23 protein-coding genes and 1 tRNA gene are annotated in these 22,176 nt (G+C 63.0%); 16 read left to right on the top strand and 8 right to left on the bottom strand.

Annotated features, from left to right (window positions below):
* Positions 1 to 45 precede the first annotated feature (45 nt).
* The 6 genes from FJ419_RS07445 to FJ419_RS07420 all read left to right on the top strand — a co-directional run bounded on the left by FJ419_RS07445 (position 46) and on the right by FJ419_RS07420 (position 4,807).
* Positions 46 to 651 carry an N-acetyltransferase gene (locus FJ419_RS07445; RefSeq protein WP_140689015.1) on the top strand — a complete coding sequence of 202 codons (606 nt, stop codon included), beginning with the start codon at positions 46 to 48 and terminating at the stop codon, positions 649 to 651.
* Between the two features lie 26 nt (positions 652 to 677).
* Positions 678 to 1,439, top strand: coding sequence for a 3-hydroxyacyl-CoA dehydrogenase (locus tag FJ419_RS07440; RefSeq protein WP_140688995.1), 762 nt, complete (start codon positions 678 to 680; stop codon positions 1,437 to 1,439).
* A 5-nt stretch (positions 1,440 to 1,444) separates the two neighbouring features.
* Positions 1,445 to 2,632, top strand: a complete 1,188-nt coding sequence (locus tag FJ419_RS07435) for a CaiB/BaiF CoA-transferase family protein (protein WP_140688991.1) — start codon at positions 1,445 to 1,447, stop codon at positions 2,630 to 2,632.
* A gap of 36 nt (positions 2,633 to 2,668) precedes the next feature.
* Entirely contained in the window at positions 2,669 to 3,439 is a 771-nt protein-coding gene (locus FJ419_RS07430) for a HugZ family protein (RefSeq protein WP_140688986.1), read from the top strand.
* Between the two features lie 158 nt (positions 3,440 to 3,597).
* On the top strand, positions 3,598 to 3,936 hold the full coding sequence (locus FJ419_RS07425) for a metalloregulator ArsR/SmtB family transcription factor (RefSeq protein ID WP_095766438.1): 339 nt from the start codon (positions 3,598 to 3,600) through the stop codon (positions 3,934 to 3,936).
* Positions 3,937 to 3,991: 55 nt separating this feature from the next.
* Positions 3,992 to 4,807 carry an RNA methyltransferase gene (locus tag FJ419_RS07420; protein WP_140688984.1) on the top strand — a complete coding sequence of 272 codons (816 nt, stop codon included), beginning with the start codon at positions 3,992 to 3,994 and terminating at the stop codon, positions 4,805 to 4,807.
* A 16-nt stretch (positions 4,808 to 4,823) separates the two neighbouring features.
* Here the strand turns inward: FJ419_RS07420 and FJ419_RS07415 are convergent, their stop codons facing one another.
* The gene (locus tag FJ419_RS07415) at positions 4,824 to 5,966 is read right to left on the bottom strand and encodes a hypothetical protein (protein ID WP_140688979.1); all 1,143 of its coding nucleotides are present in this window, start codon (positions 5,964 to 5,966) and stop codon (positions 4,824 to 4,826) included.
* 134 nt (positions 5,967 to 6,100) lie between these two features.
* On the bottom strand, positions 6,101 to 6,637 hold the full coding sequence (locus FJ419_RS07410; RefSeq protein ID WP_224514585.1) for an EipA family protein: 537 nt from the start codon (positions 6,635 to 6,637) through the stop codon (positions 6,101 to 6,103).
* Positions 6,638 to 7,020: 383 nt separating this feature from the next.
* Here FJ419_RS07410 and FJ419_RS07405 point away from each other — a divergent pair, with 383 nt between their 5' ends.
* Together FJ419_RS07405 and FJ419_RS07400 are read left to right on the top strand one after the other, a co-directional pair.
* Positions 7,021 to 7,650, top strand: coding sequence for a histidine phosphotransferase family protein (locus FJ419_RS07405; protein ID WP_140688971.1), 630 nt, complete (start codon positions 7,021 to 7,023; stop codon positions 7,648 to 7,650).
* A 221-nt stretch (positions 7,651 to 7,871) separates the two neighbouring features.
* Positions 7,872 to 8,240, top strand: a complete 369-nt coding sequence (locus FJ419_RS07400; RefSeq protein ID WP_095766434.1) for a response regulator — start codon at positions 7,872 to 7,874, stop codon at positions 8,238 to 8,240.
* A gap of 132 nt (positions 8,241 to 8,372) precedes the next feature.
* Here the strand turns inward: FJ419_RS07400 and ctrA are convergent, their stop codons facing one another.
* Positions 8,373 to 9,068: a cell cycle two-component system response regulator CtrA gene (ctrA, locus tag FJ419_RS07395; RefSeq protein ID WP_006203583.1), complete on the bottom strand. Its 696-nt coding sequence runs from the start codon at positions 9,066 to 9,068 to the stop codon at positions 8,373 to 8,375.
* Positions 9,069 to 9,517: 449 nt separating this feature from the next.
* On the opposite strand from ctrA, the gene FJ419_RS07390 reads away from it, so the two are divergent.
* Positions 9,518 to 9,895 carry a flagellar export protein FliJ gene (locus tag FJ419_RS07390; protein ID WP_040989842.1) on the top strand — a complete coding sequence of 126 codons (378 nt, stop codon included), beginning with the start codon at positions 9,518 to 9,520 and terminating at the stop codon, positions 9,893 to 9,895.
* Positions 9,896 to 9,966: 71 nt separating this feature from the next.
* On the opposite strand, the gene FJ419_RS07385 is transcribed toward FJ419_RS07390, so the two are convergent.
* Positions 9,967 to 10,368 (bottom strand): helix-turn-helix domain-containing protein, encoded by a 402-nt coding sequence (locus tag FJ419_RS07385; protein ID WP_140688964.1) that lies wholly within the window; start codon positions 10,366 to 10,368, stop codon positions 9,967 to 9,969.
* 92 nt (positions 10,369 to 10,460) lie between these two features.
* Here FJ419_RS07385 and FJ419_RS07380 point away from each other — a divergent pair, with 92 nt between their 5' ends.
* Positions 10,461 to 11,387 (top strand): NADP-dependent oxidoreductase, encoded by a 927-nt coding sequence (locus FJ419_RS07380; protein ID WP_140688962.1) that lies wholly within the window; start codon positions 10,461 to 10,463, stop codon positions 11,385 to 11,387.
* 65 nt (positions 11,388 to 11,452) lie between these two features.
* On the opposite strand, the gene FJ419_RS07375 is transcribed toward FJ419_RS07380, so the two are convergent.
* Positions 11,453 to 11,728, bottom strand: coding sequence for a DUF1153 domain-containing protein (locus tag FJ419_RS07375; protein WP_006203587.1), 276 nt, complete (start codon positions 11,726 to 11,728; stop codon positions 11,453 to 11,455).
* A 253-nt stretch (positions 11,729 to 11,981) separates the two neighbouring features.
* Between FJ419_RS07375 and mnmA the strand changes: the two genes are divergently transcribed.
* On the top strand, positions 11,982 to 13,172 hold the full coding sequence (gene mnmA, locus FJ419_RS07370; protein ID WP_140688960.1) for a tRNA 2-thiouridine(34) synthase MnmA: 1,191 nt from the start codon (positions 11,982 to 11,984) through the stop codon (positions 13,170 to 13,172).
* Between the two features lie 189 nt (positions 13,173 to 13,361).
* Here the strand turns inward: mnmA and FJ419_RS07365 are convergent, their stop codons facing one another.
* Positions 13,362 to 14,327 carry a Gfo/Idh/MocA family oxidoreductase gene (locus tag FJ419_RS07365; RefSeq protein WP_140688958.1) on the bottom strand — a complete coding sequence of 322 codons (966 nt, stop codon included), beginning with the start codon at positions 14,325 to 14,327 and terminating at the stop codon, positions 13,362 to 13,364.
* 253 nt (positions 14,328 to 14,580) lie between these two features.
* On the opposite strand from FJ419_RS07365, the gene FJ419_RS07360 reads away from it, so the two are divergent.
* A tRNA-Met gene (locus FJ419_RS07360) sits at positions 14,581 to 14,657 on the top strand.
* 182 nt (positions 14,658 to 14,839) lie between these two features.
* On the opposite strand, the gene FJ419_RS07355 is transcribed toward FJ419_RS07360, so the two are convergent.
* Positions 14,840 to 15,136 (bottom strand): metalloregulator ArsR/SmtB family transcription factor, encoded by a 297-nt coding sequence (locus FJ419_RS07355; protein WP_140541845.1) that lies wholly within the window; start codon positions 15,134 to 15,136, stop codon positions 14,840 to 14,842.
* A gap of 168 nt (positions 15,137 to 15,304) precedes the next feature.
* Here FJ419_RS07355 and FJ419_RS07350 point away from each other — a divergent pair, with 168 nt between their 5' ends.
* The 4 genes from FJ419_RS07350 (at position 15,305) to FJ419_RS07335 (ending at position 21,181) form a co-directional block, all read left to right on the top strand.
* Positions 15,305 to 16,597 carry an FAD/NAD(P)-binding oxidoreductase gene (locus FJ419_RS07350; protein ID WP_140688956.1) on the top strand — a complete coding sequence of 431 codons (1,293 nt, stop codon included), beginning with the start codon at positions 15,305 to 15,307 and terminating at the stop codon, positions 16,595 to 16,597.
* A gap of 29 nt (positions 16,598 to 16,626) precedes the next feature.
* Positions 16,627 to 16,830: a DUF2892 domain-containing protein gene (locus tag FJ419_RS07345; protein WP_140688954.1), complete on the top strand. Its 204-nt coding sequence runs from the start codon at positions 16,627 to 16,629 to the stop codon at positions 16,828 to 16,830.
* 83 nt (positions 16,831 to 16,913) lie between these two features.
* The gene (locus FJ419_RS07340) at positions 16,914 to 17,924 is read left to right on the top strand and encodes an efflux RND transporter periplasmic adaptor subunit (RefSeq protein ID WP_140688952.1); all 1,011 of its coding nucleotides are present in this window, start codon (positions 16,914 to 16,916) and stop codon (positions 17,922 to 17,924) included.
* Positions 17,921 to 21,181: an efflux RND transporter permease subunit gene (locus tag FJ419_RS07335; RefSeq protein ID WP_140688948.1), complete on the top strand. Its 3,261-nt coding sequence runs from the start codon at positions 17,921 to 17,923 to the stop codon at positions 21,179 to 21,181. Before FJ419_RS07340 ends, FJ419_RS07335 begins: the two co-directional genes overlap by 4 nt.
* A gap of 246 nt (positions 21,182 to 21,427) precedes the next feature.
* Here FJ419_RS07335 and FJ419_RS07330 read toward each other — a convergent pair whose 3' ends face one another.
* Complete coding sequence (locus tag FJ419_RS07330) at positions 21,428 to 22,135, bottom strand: DUF2478 domain-containing protein (protein ID WP_140688945.1); 708 nt, start codon at positions 22,133 to 22,135, stop codon at positions 21,428 to 21,430.
* Positions 22,136 to 22,176 lie beyond the last annotated feature (41 nt).

The raw sequence follows: 22,176 nt of genomic DNA, 5'->3' as shown, positions 1-22,176 counted from the left end.
TGCCGCTTTGCAGCAAACCTTCCTCGATACCGGAACGCAAAGACCATGAGCCTTGCCGACGTGAAATACCTGCCGGAGACTCCGGCGCATGACCCTGAAATCGAAGCCATCAACGACGAGGCCTTCGGTCCGGGTCGTTTCGTGCTTGCCGCCTACAAGATCCGCGAGTCGGGAGGACATGACCGCTCGATGTCCTTCGTCGCCGTCAAGGACGGCACGGTCATCGCTTCGGTGCGCATGACGCGCGTGGCAGCGGGCGCCGGACGCGCCATGATGCTCGGCCCTCTTGCGGTGCGCCCCGGCTACAAGAATCTCGGCATCGGCCGCAAGCTGGTCGCGATCGCGCTGGAGGCGGCCAGGACGGCCGGCGCGCCCGCCGTTATCCTGGTTGGCGATGAGTCATACTATGGACCGCTTGGCTTCAAGCGCTTTCCGCGCGGGCAGATCACCATGCCGCGCCCGGTCGATCTCGATCGGTTGCTGCATCACGAGATCAAGCCGGGCGCCGTCGCCCGCTTTGCCGGCGATGTCTGCCACGCCAACATGACGAGGGTTGCGGAACTTGTCCCGGCCGTGGCGCGGTCGGCCGCTACCGCGCAGGCATCTGCCGACCCGCCTGTTGCTGTTGCGCCTCCTTTGCGCGCTTCGTAGCATAATCCGGTTCCTGGGAGGCTTGCATGAACCCGAACGGCCAGATCGCGATCGTCACCGGCGGCGGGTCGGGCCTTGGCGAGGCGACGGCGCGAGCGTTGGCGGCCAAGGGTGCCCGTGTCGCCATCCTCGACGTGGACATCGAGCGTGCGGCGAAAGTCGCGGCCGACATCGGCGGCATTGCCGTCAGATGCGATGTCGGCAGCGGCGACAGCGCTACGGCCGCGATCGCCGAAGTGGCTGAAAAGCTCGGGCAGCCGCGCATCCTGGTCAATTGCGCCGGCATCGCCATCGGCGTGAAGACGATCGGCAAGGATGGACCGCATCCGCTCGACCAGTACCGCAAGGTGATCGAGATCAACCTGGTCGGCACCTTCAACATGATCCGCCTCGTCGCCGACCGGACCGCAAAACTCGATCCGCTCGCCGGCGGCGAGCGCGGCGTCATCGTCAACACCGCCTCCGTCGCCGCCTATGACGGCCAGATCGGGCAGGCCGCCTATGCGGCGTCCAAGGGCGGCGTCGTCGGCATGACGCTGCCTGTGGCCCGCGATCTGGCGCGATCCGGCATTCGCGTCTGCACCATCGCGCCCGGCATCTTCAGGACGCCGATGATGGCCGGCATGCCGCAGGAGGTGCAGGATTCGCTCGGCGCTTCCGTGCCCTTCCCGCCGCGGCTCGGCGATCCGTCCGAATATGCGTCGCTTGCGCTCCACATCGTCGAGAACCAGATGTTGAACGGCGAGACCATCCGCCTCGACGGCGCTATCCGCATGGCGCCGAAATAAGCGGGATGTCTGGCTCGCCGACAGGCGCCGGGGCTTCCACCGGAAAGACCGGACCGCTCGCCGGCCTGAAAGTGATCGAGATGGCCGGGCTTGGTCCGGTGCCGCTTGCCGCCCTGATGTTGTCCGAAATGGGTGCCGAGGTGCTGCGCATCGAACGCGCCGATGCCGGCCAGCCGCTTCTGAGCCTGCCCGAACAATACGATCTCGACCGCCACGGCCGTTCCATTCTCAAGCTCGACCTGAAGAGCCAGCCGGGCGCCGACCTGCTGCTGCGCCTTGCGGCAGGGGCCGACTTGCTTGTCGAAGGCTTTCGCCCCGGCGTGATGGAGCGGCTCGGCCTCGGGCCGGATGCCGTTCTGCAGCGCAATCCGGCGCTGATCTATGGCCGCTTGACCGGATTCGGACAGGACGGGCCGCTGTCCGGGCGAGCAGGACACGACATCACCTATCTCGCTCATGCGGGCCTCTTGCATGCGATCGGCAGGCACGACGCGCCGCCGGTGCCACCGCTCAACCTCGTCGCGGATCAAGGTGGCGGCGCCATGATGCTGATTGCCGGCGTGCTCGCCGCTCTTTTCCAGCGCTCGCGCAGCGGAAAGGGCCAGGTGATCGATGCCTCGATGATCGAGGGAGCCTCGATGCTCGCCGCACCCATCCACGCCTACATGGCGGCGGGGCTCTGGAGCGACAGGCGCGGCGAGAACCTGCTCGACTCCGGTGCGCCGTTCTACGATACATATGAGACGGCGGACGCAAGGCACATTGCCGTCGGCTGCCTCGAACCGCGCTTCTTCGCCGAATTCGCCAGGCTGCTGCCGCTCGACGAGCATTTTGTCCGCAGCCAGTATGAAAAGTCATCGTGGCCCGCGATGCGCGCCGCCATCGCCGGCCGGATCAAGAAGAAGACGCGCGACGAATGGGCCACGTTTTTCGCCGTAACCGACGCTTGCGTGGCGCCCGTGCTGTCCCTGGTCGAAGCCAGGAACCATCCGCACAACCGTGCCAGGAAAAGCTTTGTGAAGTCCGGCGAGCTCGACCGCCCGGCGCCCGCGCCGCGTTTCTCGCAAAACCCGCAGACGCTTTCCGCGGCGCCGGACGTCGCCGATCGCGAGCCTGCGGACATATTGACCCGTTTCGGCTTGAGCGAAGACGAAATCGCAGCCCTTGCAAAGGCAGGTGTACTCGGCGGATAACCGGAGAACCAAAATCAACTTATCTCGGGTGAACCTGTGACCGAACCGAAGAAGGATGTCATCCGCGAGACCGACGCCGAGGCGATCAGGCTCGCGAAAACCCTGATCCGCTCAGCACGTTTCGGCGCGCTCGCGGCGATCGAGCCCGGCACCGGCGCGCCGCTGGCAAGCAGGGTTGGCGTCGCCACCGACATCGACGGCGCGCCGCTGGTCCTGATCTCGATGCTGTCCGCGCACACCGGGGCGTTGCTCGCCGATCCGCGCTGTTCGCTGCTGCTTGGCGAGCCCGGCAAGGGCGATCCGCTGGCGCATCCGCGCATCAGCCTGGCATGCCGGGCCTTGCGGCTGGAGCGGGGATCTGCCGATCAGATCCGAGCCGAACGCCGCTATCTCAACCGCAATCCCAAGGCGAAGCTCTATGCCGGGCTCGGCGACTTCTCGTTCTTCCGGCTCGAGCCCGAGCGCGCCAGCCTGAATGGCGGCTTCGGCAAGGCCTTTCTTCTCGACCGTGATGATTTCATCACCGATCCCGCCCTTATCGAGGAGTTCGCCGGCAGCGAGCAGGCCGCACTCGATCACATGAATACCGACCATCGCGACGCGCTTGCTCTTTATGCCCGCCACTTCGGCCGCGCCGAAGGCGACGGCTGGATCGTCACCGGTTTCGACCCCGATGGCATGGATCTCGCCGCCCCCGATGCGACCTGCAGGATTTTCTTTCCCCGGCCTTTGCAAAGCGCGCTCGAATTGCGTTCGGTGCTTGTCGAGATGGCCAGGGCGGGACGCGCGGCCGAGCAAGAGCGATAGTTGATCGCGCGCCGGCAAAAGCAACGCTTGAGATTTAGATGAAATGATCTACCTTTGTAGTGGCGCTGATTCAGCAGCGCCTATCGACATCTGAACATCGTGGAATCAGGCGCCATTGCCCCCTGGCGTCTGGATGAGCCAGGACCCTTGGGGGATCTATGATCTCAAATAAGCTAATCGCCAATGCGGAATCGGCGGCCGCCTTTCTCACGCTCATGGGCAACGAAAAGCGCTTGTTGATCATGGCTCACCTGATCGACGATGAAATGTCGGTCGGCGCCATTGCCGAGAAGGTGCAACTCAGCCAGTCCGCGCTGTCGCAGCATCTCGCCAAGCTGAGGGCGCTCGATCTCGTCGAGACCCGGCGCGACCGCCAGATGATTTACTATTCCTGCAAATCCGAGGCGGTGCGCGAATTGCTGCGCATGCTGGAAGGCATTTTCGGCGACGGCGACCTTTCACAGATGGCCTATCGGTTGCGCCGCGCCGGGGCTTGACCCGCGCCATCCAAAGCCCCTTATCTCGCTGGCAATTTTTGCCGGCGAGATTTGGATGAACCTCATCCCCATCGACGATCCTCGGGACCCGCGCGTCGCCGCCTATCTCGACATTCGCGAGCGCGACCTCGTCGGCCGGCATGGCCGCTTCGTCGCCGAAGGCAAGGTCGTGCTGGACCTTCTTCTGTCGAACGGACGCTTCGCCGCCGAGTCTGCCCTCATCCTCGAAAACAGGCTGGCTGGCGTGCAGGACATCTTGCGCAAGGCGCCCCCGGGTTTTCCGGTCCATGTCGCCGCCGGCGAGGTCATGGACCGGATCGCCGGCTTTCACATGCACCGCGGCATCCTGGCGATCGGCTTGCGCGGCGATCCGGCGCCCGCTGAGATTCTGGTGGAAACCTTGCCCCGGCGTGCCTTGGCCGTCGTCCTGGTCGGCATATCCAATCACGATAATATGGGCGCGATCTTCCGCAATGCGGCGGCCTTCGGCGCCGACGCGGTGCTGCTCGACCAGACGTGCTGCGATCCGCTCTACCGCAAGGCAATCCGTGTTTCGGTCGGTGCGGCGCTGAAGGTTCCCTTCGCGTCATTCGTCGACACCGGAACGTTCACCGCGACGCTCGATCGGCTTGGCTTCGCCCAGTTCGCGCTATCGCCGAGCGGCACCACCGACATCCGGGCCGCGCCACATTCGGCCAGGCTGGCGCTCTATCTCGGCACCGAAGGCGAAGGCCTGCCGCAAGACCTGCTTGCCCGGTTGCATACGGTGCGGATCGGTATGGCGGAAGGTTTCGACAGCCTGAACGTCGCCGCCGCGTCGGCAATAGCCCTGCATCACTTTTCAAGGGCCGCTGATCCGCCGGCCGGATAGCGGGAACACCTCTTGTTCAGTTGGACGAGCCGGCCTTCTGCAAAGCCCTGACACGATCGGCAAGGCTGGCGCCGCGCCCATTTTGCTGCCCCTCGCCCGCCAAGGCCTTGGCGATAGGCGAGTCCGGCCCGTCGAGCTTCATCGTCAGATTGACCACCTCGGCTGCCAGTTCGTTCATTTGTTCGCGGAGACCGGCGCCGGAGCGTGCGTCGCCCGCCGATTCGGGCATTGCCGCCCCCGACGCGGCGGCAAGATCAGTCTTCAGCCGCTTGTTCTCGCGCGCCAGCGCCGTCAGTCTTGCCTCCAGCCGTTCCCGATCGCCCTCGAGCCTGGCGATTGCCTTGTCGACATCGTCGCCTTTCGCGTCCGTTCCGGCAGCCGGCCGCGCGACGCCGTTTGCAGCGCTCTCCTTCGAACGTTCGCGCATTCGGGCGAGATCCTTCTCGCGGCGGTCGAGCTTTTCCTCGCGGTCGGCAAGCGTCGCGAGCAGCCGCTCGACCTTCTTGTCGAGTTCGGCCGTTTTCTTCTTCTCCGCCTTCAGCGCTTCGCGTGCGGCCTTGCTTTCCGACGCGACCTCCTGATTGCGTCGGTCCGCCTCCCTGCGCTGGCCTTTGAGCAACGCGATGTCACTGGCCAGCTTTTCCAGCTCCGATTCGCGCGCAACCAGCTCGATCTGCCGGTTCGAGGACGAGAAGCTGGCGTCGTCATACATCTGCTCGAGCTTCTGCAACTCCAGCGCGCGCTTCTCCAACGCCCGCTCCGTCTGCGCGTGCTTCTCCGCCAGGCGGTGCAACTCCTCCTCGCGCTGCCTGAGCTCCGCAGTCTTGGCCTGCAGATCGGAAAGCGCCTGGTTCTTGTCCTTTTTCTCGACCGCGAGCTCCTTCAAAGCCTCGTTCGCGCGGCCGATCTCCACCAGCTGCTCAGCGACCTTTTCCTGAAGGTTCTTGACGGTTATCTCCAGCCGGCGCGTCGTCATGGCATATTCCGCCCGCACCCGGTCCTTGTCCGCCTGGATTTCGGCTGGCGTCAGCGGCAGCGAAGCCTCGAGGCGCCTGCGCGTGAGGACAACGGCCCGCCGCCAGACCGCCGGCGCGACCAGCGACGCCAGAAAAACGGCGCAAAGGAAACCGAGTACGAAGAACAGAACCGACTGGACCAAGGCGTGCTATCCACTTTACGGCGCGGCAATCGCTGGATTGTGCCAGCTTGGCATGGCGGAAATTCAACGCCGCGGCAAGAGCTTGCCGCGGCGCGATCAGCACTGTCCGAGCGATCGTAGCGAGCGCAATCCGATTAGAACGGGTTCCAGGTCGGCCTTTCGGTGAGCTTCAGATAGCCGAGATTGACTCCGAGACGAGCTCCGACGCCGGTGCGGATCGGCACGAGCAGCACACGGTTGCTCTGCAGCACGTTGAAGCCGACGCCGGCGATGACATAGGCTGAGCCGGCAACGCCGCCGAAGCGGTTATAAAGGCTGCTGATGTCGTCGAGATTGTAGACCAGCATCATCACCCGCGATCCCTCGCCGCCGAAATCCCAGCCGAGCGACGGACCTTGCCAGAACACCTTATGGTCGCCAGCGTTCTTGGTGTAGAGCGTTCCCTCGCCATAGGTCAGGCCGCCGATCAGGGCGCCCGATCCTTCCTCACCGAGCAGGTAGCCATTGGGCAGGCCGTAGGAGGCGAAGATCTTCTCGACGACGGTGGCCAGGCCGCCGGATGTTTCGCCGAAGAATTTATGACCGGAATCGACGATTTCCTGAGCAGTGTACTGCTGAGCCCGCGACGCCGAGGTCGAAAGGACCAAAGCCGCCAGGAGTGTGATGGTCATGGTGAGGACGCGGACGAACGTCCGGTCGTAGTATCGGGAAAACATGCTTCCAATCTCCGTCAGGGAGCACTTTCGCCGACGCCTCGCACCCCTGCGGCTCTTGCCGGCCGTTCGGGGTGGCTATCACTGGCAAATTATGCCGTAATCCTTTTTCAACCATTAAGCTCCCACACGAAGATGGCGGTTCGAAGGCTGTGCTTTTGCCGCTGCGGCGGGTTTCCTCCCGCGAACACACCATTTTCGCCGTCGATTATTTTGGATTTGTTGATGCGCGCTCGGGCCCTGTGTATTCAGAAAGCCTTGGAAAAGAGCGTGATTCGTGGGGGCAGGCGCGAAGACGGTCGCTCGGCCATGAACAAATGACTTAAGTAGGGATTTCGCCGATGGCCGAGCTTTTCACCCTTTCCGCGCCAGATCTCGCGGCGCTGCTTTGCAGCCGTGTCTGCCACGACATCATTTCGCCGGTCGGCGCAATCAACAACGGCCTCGAGCTGCTCGACGAAGGCGGCGCCGACGAAGACGCCATGAAGCTTATTCGCCAGAGCGCCAAGAACGCCTCGGCGCGATTGCAGTTTGCCCGCATCGCCTTCGGCGCCGCGGGTTCCGCCGGCATGATGATCGACACCGGCGATGCCGAGGCCGTGGCCATCGCCTTCTTGAAGAACGAAAAGCCGGAACTGCTGTGGAACGGCCCCCGTGCGCTGCTTCCTAAGAACAAGGTCAAGCTGCTGCTCAACCTCATTCTCGTCGCCAACGCGGCCATACCGCGCGGCGGCAAGCTGGTGGTCACGCTGGAAAGTCTCGAAACCGAGCCGCGTTTTTCGCTGTCGGCCAGTGGCCCGATGCTGCGCGTGCCGCCGAAATTCCTCGAACTGCATTCCGGCCACAAGCCGGAGGAGCCGATCGACGCCCATTCGGTCCAGCCCTATTATACGCTGCTTCTGGCGCGCGAGGCCAATATGACGATCTCGATCCACGCGACCGCTGAGGAGATCGTGCTGGCGGCTGCCTAAGAAAAACCGAAGTATCTTTATTGCTAATATTTTTGCTGGCGGCGCAGATTGAGCAATGCCAGCCGCGATCCATGTAATCGCGCTGCGGGGCCAAGGCCGCGCGATGCCGTGTTTGGAAAAACTTTACCTAACGGCTTTTCGGCTTCTTTACCAGATTGACCTATGGTGCTTTGCGGTCACCCCGAGATTGCGGTTCGGCAGATGGCAAAGAGGACCCGGACATGAAGCGCTGCCTGTTCGTCGATGATTCGAGCGTCATCAGGAAGGTCGCAAAACGCATTCTTGGCGGCTCGGACATGATTGTCGTCGAGGCCTCGACCGGAGTCGAGGCTACCGACATTTGCGCCGGCGACATGCCCGATGTCATCGTCATCGACGGTGGCCTTGCCGACGTCCCGGCCGTGGACCTTATTCGCCGCATCCGTGCTATCGAAGCGCCCATCAAGCCGCAGATCCTGGTCTCGCTGGTCGAGGTCGACGTCGCGGCGATCATGCGCGCCAAGCGCGCCGGCGCCCAAGGCTATCTGCTGAAGCCCTTCAACCGCGCGCAACTGCTCGAAAGCTTTCGCGTCCTGAAGATAGCCGCCTGATTCGCCGGAACCGTTTTCAAGCAAAAACCCAGCCTGAGCCGGGTTTTTCGTTCGAATCACCTGGATCGCTTATGCGCTCAAGCAAAAACCCGGCCTGAGCCGGATTTTTTTCGTTCGAATCGCTGGGATCGCTTATGCGCTGACGCGAATATCTTCCGGCTCGCGCAGCACATAGCCGCGGCCCCACACCGTCTCGATGTAGTTCTGACCGCCGGACGCCGCGTCGAGTTTCTTGCGCAGCTTGCAGATGAAGACGTCGATGATCTTCAGCTCCGGCTCGTCCATGCCGCCATAGAGATGATTGAGGAACATTTCCTTGGTGAGCGTCGTGCCCTTGCGCAGCGAGAGCAGCTCCAGCATCTGATATTCCTTGCCGGTCAGGTGCACGCGCTGACCGCCGACCTCGACCGTCTTGGCGTCGAGATTGACCACAAGGTCGCCGGTGGTGATGACCGACTGGGCATGGCCCTTCGAGCGGCGCACGATCGCGTGGATGCGCGCCACCAGCTCGTCCTTATGGAAGGGCTTGGTCATATAGTCGTCGGCGCCGAAGCCCAGGCCGCGCACCTTGTCCTCGATGCCGGCCATGCCGGAGAGGATCAGGATCGGCGTCTTGACCTTGGAGAGGCGCAGCGTGCGCAGGACTTCATAGCCCGACATATCGGGGAGATTGAGGTCCAGAAGGATGATGTCGTAGTCGTAGAGCTTGCCGAGATCGACACCTTCTTCGCCGAGATCGGTCGTATAGACGTTGAAGCTCTCCGATTTCAGCATCAGTTCGATGCTCTGTGCGGTTGCACTGTCATCTTCAATCAGCAGAACACGCATTTCATTCCCCTTTTCTGCTGCCGGACCGTGTCACGACCCGTCCGGGACCCGGAGCAGTGATTGCCTGAACAGAAGGTGCCACCGACTGGTTAACAAATCCTAATTTCGTGCCATCCACGATACCAGATTTTTTAACCCCTTTCTACACCCACTTGAATCTAATAATGAATCACAGACCAAAACCGCTAATGCACCACATTAAAAAGTCAGCCTAAGTGACTCCAGGGACTCGCTGGCCCGGGCTTCCCGCCGCAGCCGGAATTTTTACCCGGCCTTAAGTCCTCGCCCGTATGATTAACAATGCCCGTAAACGAATGGTTACCGCCGGCGAAAATCTTTAGGGCTTTGTTTCCCATAGCCCGGGGAAAGCCGGGGGAAACGGGCGGCGCTTAGGTCTTTCCGGGCGGACTGGACGGTATTGCAGGTGTGCGTTTGCGGAGTATCGAGTCATGAAGTCACGTGAAAACCTCGTTCGACTGAAGCAGTTTCAGGTGAATGAGAAGCGGCGGCAGCTCTTGCAGCTGGACATGATGATCGCCGAGTTCGAGCGCATGGCGGTCGAGCTGGAAGCGCAGATCATCGCCGAAGAGAAAAAAGCCGGCATCACCGACATCAACCATTTCGCCTATCCGACCTTCGCCAAGGCGGCTCGCCTGCGCCGCGACAACCTCAGGAATTCACAAAGCGACCTCGCCCAGCAGCGAAGCACCGCCGAATCATTACTCGGCGAAGCTGAAGCGGAGCTGTCCAAGGCGGAGATGCTGGAATCGCGCGACACCAAGATCCGCGAGGCCGAAACGGGCGGCCGCAGCGCCATGATCGGCTGATCGCCGGGTATAGTCGCGGCCATGCCGGCATCTTCAGAGCCGGCAATCGCCAAAAATCGGCCTCGCCGTCTTCACGGCATAGCGGCCTTCTCGCCGTGATCGGCCGACGCCCTGGTTCGGGCATCCTTGATTTCGGATGCATGCTCTTCCGCCCAGGAGCGGATCTGGCTGAGCAATCCCGCGAGATTCCGCCCAAGCTCCGTCAGTTCGTACTCCACGCGCGGCGGGATTACCGCGAACACCTCGCGCCGCACGAGACCGTCGCGCTCCAGCACGCGCAGCGTCTGAGCCAGCATTTTGGGCGTGATGCCCTCCAGCTTGCGCGCCAGCTCGCCATTGCGCAGCCGGCCGCGCCGCAGCGCGCAGACGGTGAGATAGACCCATTTGCTGGCTAGCATCTCGAGCACCGCATGCGACGGACAGGTGCGCCGGAACGCGTCGTAGCCGCATGGGGATCTGTCTTCGCTATCCATAAGGTACCTATATATACAAAAGGTACATACTCGACAATTGAATATTACTATCCAAATGATAGCGGGCACATCCACTCGAACAGGAGGCGTTCATGCGTGCCGTTATCCAGACTTCCGTCGGCGGACCCGAGGTCCTTTTCGTGGCCGAGCAGCCCGACCCCGAGCCCGGGCCCGGTGAAGTGCTCGTCCGCGTCAAGGCGGCGGGCCTCAACCCGGTCGACGGCGCCGTGCGCGGCGGGTTCTATCCGCTGCTGGGCGAACCGCCTTTCATCCTTGGCTGGGACATTTCCGGGACCGTCGCGGCGCTCGGAGACGGCGTGACCTCCTTGAAACTCGGCGACGAGGTGTTCGGCATGCCGCGCTTCCCCAAACAGGCCGGCGCCTATGCCGAGCTCGCCGCGGCGCCGGTGGACGAGATCGTCGCGAAACCTGCCACCATCGACCATGCCCATGCGGCTGCATTGCCGCTGGCCGGGCTGACGACTTGGCAAGGCCTCGTCCGCCATGGCGGCCTGCAGGCAGGGCAACGCGTGCTGGTTCACGCCGGCGCCGGGGGCGTCGGCCATCTGGCGGTGCAGATCGCTAAGGCGCGCGGCGCCTGGGTGGCATCGACCGCCAGTCCGGACAAAACCGACTATGTCCGCTCGATCGGCGCCGACGAGGTGATCGACTACACCAGGGACGATTTCACCGGGAAGGTCGGCAATGTCGATCTCGTGCTGGACCCGATCGGCGGCGACCACGCCGATAAGTCGTTGCAAGTGCTGCGTGACGGCGGCGTTCTGGTGTCGCTGCTCGACGTTCACGACGCCACCAGGGCGAAGGCCAAGGAGCGGAACATCCGCGTTGAACGCATGTCTGTAGTGCCTGATCGCGAGGGCCTTGCCGAACTCGCCAGGCTGGTCGATGCCAAAAAGCTGATGCCGCATGTGGCCAAAGCTTTCCCGCTCGACCAGGCGGCGGCCGCCCATGCCTTCCTCGCGACCCAACCCATCGGAAAGGTCGTGCTGACTGTTTGAATGGAAGGCCGTTTCAAAAGCGAAGGGCGCGGAGTCCCGCGCCCTTGCTCGTTTCGGCCGGCAGCTTAATGCCGGTATTGCTGGATTCGCGTGGTGCGCAGCCCGGCAAGGCCGTATTCGTCGATCGATGCCTGCCAGGAGAGAAATTCTTCGGTGGTGAGCTTGTAGCGCTGGCAGGCTTCCTCAAGGCTGAGCAGGCCGCCGCGCACAGCGGCGACCACTTCCGCCTTGCGCCGGATAACCCAGCGCCGCGTGTTTGTCGGCGGCAGATCGGCGATCGTAAGAGGGCTGCCGTCGGGCCCAATAACATACTTGACTCTAGGTCTAACCAGATCGGTCATCGTACTCTCTACTAAAAACTCAAAGACCCAATCCCCGCCACAGTACCGTCACAGCTTTAAAAATTGCCTAAGCGAACCCTAATGACTAAGTAAGGATCGTGAACGCCCGGTTAGGATTTCGTTTAGAATTTGAAACACCGGCCTCCGGGCCTTGATTTTGCCGGTGAACTCGTCTTGGCCGCAAGCTGGCGCATGCGTGGCGCTTGACCTATATTCCGGCCATTGGCATTGAGCGCCGCACAGTGAAAGCATCATGAACAGCCTCGATCTCCCTCGCCGCCCCGAAGAAACCCGCGTCGTCGTCGCGATGTCGGGTGGTGTCGATTCCTCGGTCGTTGCCGGCATCCTCAAGCGCGAAGGCTATGATGTCGTCGGCGTGACGCTGCAGCTTTACGACCACGGCGCGGCCACCCATCGTGCCGGCTCCTGCTGCGCCGGACAGGATATCGATGACGCGCGTCGCGTCTCGGAGACGCTCGGCATCCCGCATTACGTGCTCGACTACGAGGAACGTTTCCGCAAGGCGGTCATCGATCCATTCGCCGAAAGCTATGTCGCCGGCGAGACCCCCATCCCTTGCGTGTCCTGCAACCAGACTGTGAAGTTTGCCGATCTTTTGGCGACCGCCCAGGATCTCGGCGCCGACGCCTTGGCCACCGGCCATTACATCCGTTCGCGCGCCAGTGGCGCGCATCGTGCGCTTTACCGGCCGGTCGACGCCGATCGCGACCAGAGCTATTTCCTGTTTGCCACCACGCAGGCGCAGATCGATTATCTGCGCTTTCCGCTCGGCGGCCTGTCGAAGCCGCAGGTCCGCGCCATTGCCGAGGAAATGGGCCTGACCGTCGCCGCCAAGCAGGACAGCCAGGACATCTGCTTCGTGCCGCAGGGCAAGTATTCCGACATCATCGCCAGGTTGAAGCCGGCCGCCGCCAATCCCGGCGACATCGTCCATATCGACGGCCGCGTGCTCGGCCGCCATGAAGGCATCCTGCGCTATACGATCGGCCAGCGCCGCGGCATCGGCATCGCCTCTGGCGAGCCGCTCTATGTCGTCCACCTCGACGCCGATCGGGCGCGCGTTATCGTCGGCCCGCGCGAGGCGCTGGAGACGCACAAGATCTATCTGCGCAACATGAACTGGCTGGGCGACGGACTGTTGTCGGATGTTCCGGCCGGCGGTATCGAGCTCTTTGCCAAGGTCCGCTCGACCAGGCCGCCGCGTCCGGCCGTGCTGCATCACCGCGACGGCGTGACCTCTGTCGAGCTGGCCGACGGCGAGTCGGGCATCGCGCCGGGGCAGGCCTGCGTGCTCTATTCAGACGACGGCAACGAGGCGCGCGTCTTCGGCGGCGGCTTCATCGAGCGCTCCGAGCGCGGCGCCGAGGCCGAGGCCATGCTGTCCCGGCTTGCCGCCAGGCCGGCGCAAATCCCGGCCGAGTGACCCAGCTCGCCTTTCCACCAATTTCGTTGAAGGTCAGATCCTCGCCGAAGGTGCGATGAGATTCAGGTCAGGCCGAGCCGAAAACGACGGGTTTCGAGAACCGGAGCGGAGCGTACTAGAAGTACGTGAGCACCGGAAGCGGAGGAACCTGGCGTTTGCAGGCCGGCATCACCTGAATATCAACGTGCCTCAGGCGGACGATCCTGTATGGATCACCGTGCCGGCGGTCAGGATGCGCAGCACCCTTATCGCTTCCTCGCCGTCGGTGCGCGGTTCGACGCGCGTCTCGATGCATTGCATGAAATGGGCGAGCTCGCGTGTCAGCGGCATGCCCTCGCCGACGGCCACATAGGCAGGCTCGTTGGCGGTGAAGGCCCACTGGCCGCTGTCCTGCCACACCGCGTGGCGGTAGACGGCAAGCTTGCGTTCCCAGGGCTCGACGTCGTCGAACACCGCCATCGCCTTGGTGCCGACCACCGTCAGCCGCCGCTCGCGATAGGGATTGAGTCGTGAGGCGAAAAGGTGGCTGCGCAATCCGTTCGGGAAGCGCATATGCAGATGCGCGAAGTCGCTGAGATTGTCGAGGAGTGCTGCCCCCTCGCCCCTCACTTCGATCGGCTCGGTGCCGGTGATGGCGAGAATCATCGACAAATCGTGCGGCGCCAGGTCCCAGAGAGCGTCGTTTTCGGTATGAAACTTGCCGAGGCCGAGCCGGTGCGAATGGATGTAGCGCACCTCGCCGAGCTCGCCATTGTCGATCAGCGCCTTGAGCGTCTCGAATGCGGGATGAAAGCGCAACACGTGGCCGACCATGAAGACGCGGCCATTGTCCTTTGCCGCCTTCACCGCGCGCTCGGCGTCGGCGACCGTCAGCGCGATCGGCTTTTCCACCAGCACGTCCTTGCCGCTTTCGACGGCCCGCACCGCGGTGTCGGCATGGAATTGCGGCGGCAGCGCCATGACGATGGCGTCGATGTCGTTGCGCTCGAACAGCCTGTCCGGCTCGATCGCCAGGCAATCCTGCTCGCTGGCGAAACCTTCGGCGCGGGCGCGGTTGGCGTCGGAAACGGCATGGAGCGCGCCAAGCGCCTTGAGGGTGCGGATATGGTTGCTGCCCCAGTATCCGCAACCGAGGACGGCGATGCGCGGCTTCATTCGCTCAAACTCTAGAATTTCATGGCCGAGACATAACGACGTGCCCCGCCGAACTCAACCCCGGGGCAGGCCCTGAGTGTCTGTCCGGCAAAGCTTTTCTGGGATGAGATCATGACGGCCGGATTATGCCTGCATGTCGGCCGCTTCGAAGCTTGACAGGCCCACCCTCCCAACCTTATATCCGCGCGACCTTGGCGAACGCCTTGAAACAACCCATCCGTCCAGGACGGTTTTTCGGGCCATTTGCCACCCTGGCGGGGTAGCTCAGTTGGTTAGAGCACGGGAATCATAATCCTGGGGTCGGGGGTTCAAGTCCCTCTCCCGCTACCAGCATTTCACTAAGCCCTTGATTTCACTAGTAAAAATTGGTCGTCAAGGCCAAACTGGCCGCAACACAGAGATTAGCTAAGTCTTTGATTTTGCGTTGTTCAGCGAAAGCCGACCGTTCAAGGGAAGCGCTTTTGATCCACATCGTCTTCCCAAAACCGCTGCACACTTTTGGGCGACATGCATCAGCTTGGGCAGAAAGCCGAATGCAGCGCCTCGATGACAGTCAGCACTTCCGGCCTGGTGATGCGGTAATAGACGGTCGTCCCTTCGCGACGGGCTTCGACCAGCCCATCGGCCCTGAGCCGCATAAGCTGTTGCGACATCGGCACCTGGTCGATGTCGAGAAGTTCTCGCAATTCGGCCACCGAGCGCTCCTCGTTGCCGAGGGCGCATAGCACCAGCAAACGCTGTGGATGGGACAGGCTCCGAAGCAGCTCGGCCGCCCTGCCTGAGGCCGGGATCAAATCTCTTACATTCATGTTCTTGAATTTATAATCTTTGAATGTTACATGCAAGCTTGCCATTCGGGTTCTTCGACGCCGTCACCTTACAATTGCGTCGCCCCGTTTGGAAATTGAGCCCGATCAACGCGGAACGCGACTTTCCCGCGCAGGATGCCACGAAGATCGAACCAACGGGAGGGTATCATGTCCCACATCGTCGTCCTCGGAGCAGGTCTCGGCGGCACGATCATGGCATACGAAATGCGCGAAAAGCTGCGCCGAGACGACCGGCTGACCGTCGTCACGCTCGGCACGTCTTATTCCTTCGTGCCCTCCAATCCCTGGGTGGCCGTCGGCTGGCGGGTGCGCGATGACGTCACCGTCGATCTGGTGGATATCTTCAAGCGTCGCGGTATCGCGCTGCGCCACGAGGGCGCGAAGAAGGTGCTTCCGAAGGAAAACCGCGTCGAACTCAATGACGGCTCCCTCGTCGACTACGACTATTTGATCATCGCGACCGGCCCCGACCTTGCCTTCGACGAAGTGTCGGGTCTCGGACCTGCCGGCCATACCCAATCCATTTGCCACATCGACCATGCCGTCGCCATGCGGGCGAGGTTCGACGAATTGGTCCGCAAGCCCGGCCCGATAGTCGTGGGCGCTGTCCAGGGCGCGTCCTGCTACGGTCCGGCTTACGAATTCGCCTTCATCCTCGACACCGCGCTGCGCAAGGCCAAGGTGCGCGACCGCGTGCCGATTACCTTCGTCACGCCGGAGCCCTATATCGGCCATCTCGGCCTTGACGGCGTCGGCGATACCAAGGGCCTGCTCGAGAGCGCCATGCGCGATCGCCACATCAAGTGGGTCACCAACGCCAAGGTGACCTCGGTCGACGCCGGTGTGATGCATGTCGAGGAAGTCAACGACGACGGTGCGACCAAGGCCAAGCATGACCTGCCCTTCGCCTTGTCGATGATGCTGCCGGCGTTCCGGGGTGTCGATGCCGTCAAGGGCATTGAAGGCCTTGTCAATCCGCGCGGCTTCGTCACCATCGACAAGCATCAGCGCAACCAGGCCTATCCGAATGTCTTCGCGATCGGCGTCTGTGTGGCCATTCCGCCGGTCGGCAGGACGCCGCTTCCCGTGGGCGTGCCGAAGACGGGCTTCATGATCGAATCCATGGTCACGGCCACCGCCGAGAAGATCGGGGCGCTTCTGCGCGGCGAGGAACCGAGGGCCGTCGCGACATGGAATGCGGTCTGCCTCGCCGATTTCGGCGATGAAGGCATAGCCTTTGTCGCGCAGCCGCAGATCCCTCCCCGCAACGTCAACTGGTCTTCACAGGGCAAGTGGGTGCACGCGGCGAAGGTCGGGTTCGAGAAATACTTCCTCCACAAGGTGCGACAAGGAAAGAGCGAGACCTTCTATGAGGGGCTGGCGCTCGACGTTCTCGGCATCAAGAAACTCAAGGCCATCCACATCGAGCCGGCCGAATAGGCACGGCGGTATCCAGGAGAAAAAGGATCATGACGATAGACAGGGCAGTTCTCATGTTTGCGGGCGTCATGGTGCTGATATCGCTCGCGCTCGGCATCTATTATTCGCCCTACTGGTTCCTGCTGACCGCATTCGCCGGGCTCAACATGATGCAGGCCTCGGTCACGGGTTTCTGCCCGGCGGCGATGGTCTTCAAGAAGCTCGGCTGCAAGCCGGGCCTGGCGTTCAAATAACGGCACGTCATCGAGCAATTGGCCGCTAGCCGGGAGGCGGCTCAGTCGCCTCCCGGCCCGTTTCAATCGACGAGAGAAGCGTAATGAGACCCATACGATCGGCCCTCGCGAACATTGTTCTGATCGGCGCCGCCGGCCTTGTCTCGGTCGATGCACGTGCCGCCGATTTCATAGTCAAGGCCGCGGCCATCACCGAGATGAAGGCTGTGTATGGACAAGTGGAGAGCCGCACCATCCTGCCGGCCAGGGCGAGGATCTCGGGAACCGTCGCCTCCATCCGCGTCTCGGAGGGCGTCCAGGTAAGCAAGGGCGACGTGATCGCCACGGTTGTCGACGACAAGCTCGCCTTGCAACTCAGAGCCGCCGACGCCAAGATCGCGGCGCTGAATTCGCAACTCGATAGTGCCCGTACCGATCTGCAACGCGCGCAGGACCTGCTCGCCAAGGGTGCCGCCGCCCAAAGCCGGGTCGACGCCGCGAAGACGCAATTCGATGTCGTCACGAACCAGCTGGCGGCTGCGATTGCGGAGAAGGCGGTCATCGAGCAAAGCACCAGGGAAGGCGATATCCTGGCTCCGGCCGATGGCCGGGTGCTGACCGTGCCGGTCGCCACCGGCTCGGTGATCATGGCGGGCGAATCTGCGGCACGGGTGGCGTCGGGCCAGTATTATCTGCGACTGTCCTTGCCGGAGCGGCATGCCGTCGAAATAACGGAAGGCGCCCGCGTCGACATCGGCGAACGCGGCACGGGTACCAATGCCGGCTTCGTCAAGGCTAGCGAGGGGCGGATCGCCAAGGTCTATCCCGAGATCGAGAATGGCCGCGTGATTGCCGACGTTGAAGTCGTCGATATCGGGACCTATTTCGTCAATGAGCGCACGCTCGTTTCCATACCGGTTGCCAAACGGATCATGCTGGGCGTTCCGCCCGAGGCACTCAGGACCGTCCACGGCATAGACTACGTCACGATCGAGACAGCGGACGGCCCGCTCGAGGCCGCGGTCGTGCTGGGCGGGGAATTCCAGGACGCCGGCCAGCCGCGCGTCGAAATCCTGAGTGGTCTTGCCGATGGCGACAAGGTCGTCCTGCCATGAAACTCGGCATCGCCGGCTGGCTTACCCGTTCCTTCATCGCATCGCCGCTGACGCCTCTGTTCCTGCTGGCCGCGCTGGCGCTTGGGCTTGTGGCCTTGGTCACGTTGCCGCGCGAGGAGGAGCCGCAGATTTCCGTGCCCATGGTCGACATCCACGTGTCCGCCAACGGCCTGAAGGCCGAGGATGCCGTCAAGCTCGTGACCGAGCCGCTGGAGACGATCATCAAGGGCATAGACGGCGTGGAGCACGTCTATTCCCAAACCATGGACGACGGCGCGCTAGTGACCGCGCGCTTCAAGGTCGGCACCAGCTCTGACGCCGCGATCTTGCGTGTCCACGACAAGGTCCGCGCCAACATGGATCGTATCCCTGTCGGGATTCCTGAGCCGCTGATCGTCGGGCGCGGCATAGATGACGTCGCCATAGTGGTGGTGACGCTGACGCCGGCGCCGCAAGCGGCGTCACGCTACGCTTCGGCGGACCTGACGCGTCTTGCGCATGAGCTGCAGGTCGAGGCCGCAAAGCTTCCCGACATCGGCCTCACCTACATAGTCGGGGAGCAGCCGGAAGAGATCCAGGTCGAGCCGGATCCGGAAAAGCTTTCGCTATATGGCATCACGCTACAGCAGGTGACGGGCAAGATCGCGGGCGCCAACCGGTCTTTCCAAATCGGCACAGTGCGCGACCAGGGGAATCAGCGTGTGCTGGTGGCCGGCCAGACGCTGCAGGCTTTGTCCGACATCGGTAACCTGCTGCTGACGGCTCGCGACGGCCGGCCGGTCTATATCCGCGACGTGGCCAGTGTCGTGCTCGCGACGTCGCCGGCGGAAAACCGCGTCACCAACATCGTCAAGTCCGACACCGGTCTCGAGCGGACGCCGGCCGTGTCGGTTGCGATCGCGAAGCGACCAGGCACCAATGCGGTCGTCATCGCCGATACGATCGTCAAGCGCCTCGAGCAGGTGCGCGGCCAGGTCTTCCCGAAGGACGTGGAGATGCGCGTGACGCGCAACTACGGCGAGACGGCCAATGAGAAGGCCAACGAGTTGCTCTTCCATCTGGGGCTGGCGACCGTCTCCATCGTTCTCTTGGTCGCCGTCGCCATCGGCTGGCGGGAAGCTCTGGTGGTGGCCGTCGTGATACCCACGACGATCCTGCTGACCATGTTTGCATCGCGCATCATGGGCTACACGCTGAACCGCGTCAGCCTGTTTGCGCTGATCTTCTCCATCGGCATTCTCGTCGACGACGCGATCGTGATCATCGAGAACATCGCGCGCCACTGGGCGATGAACGATGGACGTTCGCGCACCCAGGCGGCGATCGACGCGGTCGCCGAGGTCGGCAATCCCACCATCGTGGCGACGCTGACCGTGGTGGCGGCGCTGCTTCCGATGCTGTTCGTCTCCGGCCTCATGGGCCCCTATATGAGCCCGATTCCGGCCAATGCCTCGGCGGCGATGCTTTTCTCCTTCTTCGTCGCGGTGATGCTGACGCCGTGGCTGATGCTGAAGCTCGGCGGAAAAACCGGTGCGCATGGCCATGCCGGCAGCGCGCATGGCGGCGTGCTGGGGCGGGTCTACATCGCGGTGGCGCGGCCGATCTTGAAGTCGCGCCTCCGGGCATGGACCTTCCTTCTGGTCGTGGGTATCGCCACGATTGGGTCCATGGCGCTGATCTACACCAGGCACGTAACGGTCAAGCTTCTGCCCTTCGACAACAAGACCGAACTCCAGATCGTGGCGGACCTGCCCCGGGGCTCGTCGGTCGAGGACACCAACCGGCTGCTGCAGGCAGCCGTGAACCGGCTGGCCTCGGTGCCGGAAGTGGTTTCGTTCCAGACCTACGCAGGCGCCTCCGCGCCTTTCAATTTCAACGGCCTGGTGCGCCACTACTACCTGCGATCGAGCCCCGAACAGGGCGACATCGCCGTCAACCTGCTTCCCAAGGGCGACCGCAACCGGGCCAGTCATGCCATTGCGCTCGACTTGCGCGATCGCTTGAAGGGTATGGCGATTCCGGCGGGCACGGTGCTGAAGGTGGTGGAGCCGCCGCCGGGGCCGCCGGTGCTTGGCACGCTGCTGGGCGAAATCTACGGCCCGGATGCCGAGACCCGCCGCGCGGTCGCGGCCAAGGTTCGCGAGACCTTCGCAAGCATCCCGTTCATCGTCGACATTGACGACAGCTTCCACAACCAGCCGGAACGGCTCCGGCTTTCGATCGACCAGGACAACCTGGAATATTACAAGGTCGAGCAGGCGGACGTGTACGACACGCTGAGCTATCTCTACGGCGGGACCACGGTCGGCTACTCGCACCGAGGCGGCGGACGCCTGCCGATCCCGATCCGCATCGCCTTGTCCAAGACAAACGGCGTGGTCGATCAGCGCGCCCTGGCAACGCCGGTGGCCGCAAACGCGCTGCCCGGCGCGCGCGATGTTGTCGAGCTTGGCGACGTTGTGCGGGTGAGCCGGGAGCCGGCCTCCTACCCGATCTTCCGCCACAACGGGCGCCCGGCCGAGATGGTGATCGGCGAACTGGCCGGCGCGTTCGAGGCGCCGGTCTATGGCATGCTCGCCGTGGACGATGCGATTGCCAAGGCGGACTGGGGCAACGTCCCAAAGCCGGCCATCGCGCTGCACGGCCAGCCGGACGACGAATCCAAACCCACTCTGTTGTGGGACGGCGAATGGGAGGTGACCTGGGTGACGTTCCGCGACATGGGCGCCGCCTTCATGGTGGCTATCCTCGGCATCTATATCCTGGTCGTCGCGCAGTTCGGATCGTTCAAGCTGCCGCTGGTCATCCTGACCCCGATCCCGCTGACACTGATCGGCATCATGCTCGGCCACTGGGCCTTCGCCGCGCCCTTCACGGCAACCTCGATGATCGGCTTCATAGCGCTAGCCGGCATCATCGTGCGCAATTCGATCCTGCTGGTGGATTTCATCCGGCACACCAGGGGGGCCGACGGACCGCTCGTCGGTGTGTTGCTCAAGGCCGGCGCGATCCGCTTCAAGCCGATCCTGCTCACCGCGCTCGCGGCGATGATCGGCGCCGCGGTGATCCTGACCGATCCGATTTTCCAGGGCCTCGCCATATCCCTACTGTTCGGCCTCGCCTCCTCGACGCTGCTGACCGTGCTTGTCATTCCGGCACTCTATGTGGCGCTGCGCGGTGGCCCGCCCGCCGATGCTGGATACAGCGAAGCTGTCGCAGCACCGCTGACCGAGTATCCCGAGCCAGCAAACCGTTAGCAGAGCGTTTCACCGTTTCATTGAAACGGCGAACCGCTCTATTTCTTTGTCCTGATGCGATCCGGACGGAAAACGGTTTCACACTTTTCTTGGAATTTGCTCTAGCTGTGGCGGAAATCGCCGGAGACGCCGAACGCTATCAAGATCGCCGCCAAGACAATCAAAACCGATGGGCCTCCCGTCAAATTGACAATGGCTGCCCAAACACCCACGGCTCCGCCGGCAACGATGGAGCGCAGAATGATGTCAAGCCATTTCGGCACCGGCCGTTCTCCAATCCTGGGATTGGTTGGGGTCAAGCATCAAGCTATCGTGGAGCAGACGGTCCACGGCCGCAAACCGGTCGGACGAAAGATGAGACAGTTCGATTTCTCGGGCGAGATCGGCTGCAAATTCGCGGAACGCCGTGAGATTGATGGCGGGAACACCGATCAGCACCGGCACGGAAAGTTCCAGCGCCTTGGCGATCAAGCCCCTGAAGCCACCGCCTTCGACCTCGGTCTTGCCGAATTTGCAGAGAACCAGAAGATCGGTCTTGCCGGACAACCCTGCCCCGGCGGCTTCGCAGGCGCGGAGCAGGCTGTCGGTATTCAGAACGCAACCTCGGGCATGGGGACCCCGATCGTCGGAGATGCCGTGGAGCTTACCCGAAGCGAGATCCCGCAGATGCATGTCGCATTTCACCCGATCAGGCCTCTTTTCGCTTAGCTGGACAAGGCCGGCCAATCGCATCTCCCGCTCGGCCATGACGGCAGTTGTTTCCTGCAGGAATGCCTCGAACTCCGCGCCGTCTGAATAGACGATCGCGGTAATGGGGCAGTCAGGACGAACGCCCTGCATGGGAATCTCCTTTTGGTTTGATTTTTGCCAGCCGGCAGCGGCGCTGGATCGCCCCGATGCGCCGGAATTGAAGGCATCCGACGGCGTCGACCAACGGAACCATTTCCGGCTCATTCTGTGGCCGCCAATGCGATGGCTGTGCGTCGCGCCGCACG

It is taken from the genome of Mesorhizobium sp. B2-6-2, from assembly GCF_006440615.1.
Classification (GTDB): domain Bacteria; phylum Pseudomonadota; class Alphaproteobacteria; order Rhizobiales; family Rhizobiaceae; genus Mesorhizobium.
Note: the sequence above shows the minus strand (reverse complement) of the source record. Positions and strands in the feature narration are given on the sequence as shown.

Coding starts and splice junctions, on each gene's coding strand:
- FJ419_RS07400 (WP_095766434.1), top strand. CDS start 7,872: ATGAAGCGCTGCCTGTTCGTCGATGATTCGAGCGTCATCAGGAAGGTC.
- FJ419_RS07335 (WP_140688948.1), top strand. CDS start 17,921: ATGAAACTCGGCATCGCCGGCTGGCTTACCCGTTCCTTCATCGCATCG.
- FJ419_RS07420 (WP_140688984.1), top strand. CDS start 3,992: ATGAACCTCATCCCCATCGACGATCCTCGGGACCCGCGCGTCGCCGCC.
- FJ419_RS07385 (WP_140688964.1), bottom strand. CDS start 10,368: ATGGATAGCGAAGACAGATCCCCATGCGGCTACGACGCGTTCCGGCGC.
- FJ419_RS07375 (WP_006203587.1), bottom strand. CDS start 11,728: ATGACCGATCTGGTTAGACCTAGAGTCAAGTATGTTATTGGGCCCGAC.
- FJ419_RS07440 (WP_140688995.1), top strand. CDS start 678: ATGAACCCGAACGGCCAGATCGCGATCGTCACCGGCGGCGGGTCGGGC.
- FJ419_RS07355 (WP_140541845.1), bottom strand. CDS start 15,136: ATGAATGTAAGAGATTTGATCCCGGCCTCAGGCAGGGCGGCCGAGCTG.
- FJ419_RS07345 (WP_140688954.1), top strand. CDS start 16,627: ATGACGATAGACAGGGCAGTTCTCATGTTTGCGGGCGTCATGGTGCTG.
- mnmA (WP_140688960.1), top strand. CDS start 11,982: ATGAACAGCCTCGATCTCCCTCGCCGCCCCGAAGAAACCCGCGTCGTC.
- FJ419_RS07340 (WP_140688952.1), top strand. CDS start 16,914: ATGAGACCCATACGATCGGCCCTCGCGAACATTGTTCTGATCGGCGCC.
- FJ419_RS07365 (WP_140688958.1), bottom strand. CDS start 14,327: ATGAAGCCGCGCATCGCCGTCCTCGGTTGCGGATACTGGGGCAGCAAC.
- FJ419_RS07435 (WP_140688991.1), top strand. CDS start 1,445: ATGTCTGGCTCGCCGACAGGCGCCGGGGCTTCCACCGGAAAGACCGGA.
- FJ419_RS07390 (WP_040989842.1), top strand. CDS start 9,518: ATGAAGTCACGTGAAAACCTCGTTCGACTGAAGCAGTTTCAGGTGAAT.
- FJ419_RS07410 (WP_224514585.1), bottom strand. CDS start 6,637: ATGACCATCACACTCCTGGCGGCTTTGGTCCTTTCGACCTCGGCGTCG.
- ctrA (WP_006203583.1), bottom strand. CDS start 9,068: ATGCGTGTTCTGCTGATTGAAGATGACAGTGCAACCGCACAGAGCATC.
- FJ419_RS07445 (WP_140689015.1), top strand. CDS start 46: ATGAGCCTTGCCGACGTGAAATACCTGCCGGAGACTCCGGCGCATGAC.
- FJ419_RS07405 (WP_140688971.1), top strand. CDS start 7,021: ATGGCCGAGCTTTTCACCCTTTCCGCGCCAGATCTCGCGGCGCTGCTT.
- FJ419_RS07350 (WP_140688956.1), top strand. CDS start 15,305: ATGTCCCACATCGTCGTCCTCGGAGCAGGTCTCGGCGGCACGATCATG.
- FJ419_RS07425 (WP_095766438.1), top strand. CDS start 3,598: ATGATCTCAAATAAGCTAATCGCCAATGCGGAATCGGCGGCCGCCTTT.
- FJ419_RS07330 (WP_140688945.1), bottom strand. CDS start 22,135: ATGAGCCGGAAATGGTTCCGTTGGTCGACGCCGTCGGATGCCTTCAAT.
- FJ419_RS07380 (WP_140688962.1), top strand. CDS start 10,461: ATGCGTGCCGTTATCCAGACTTCCGTCGGCGGACCCGAGGTCCTTTTC.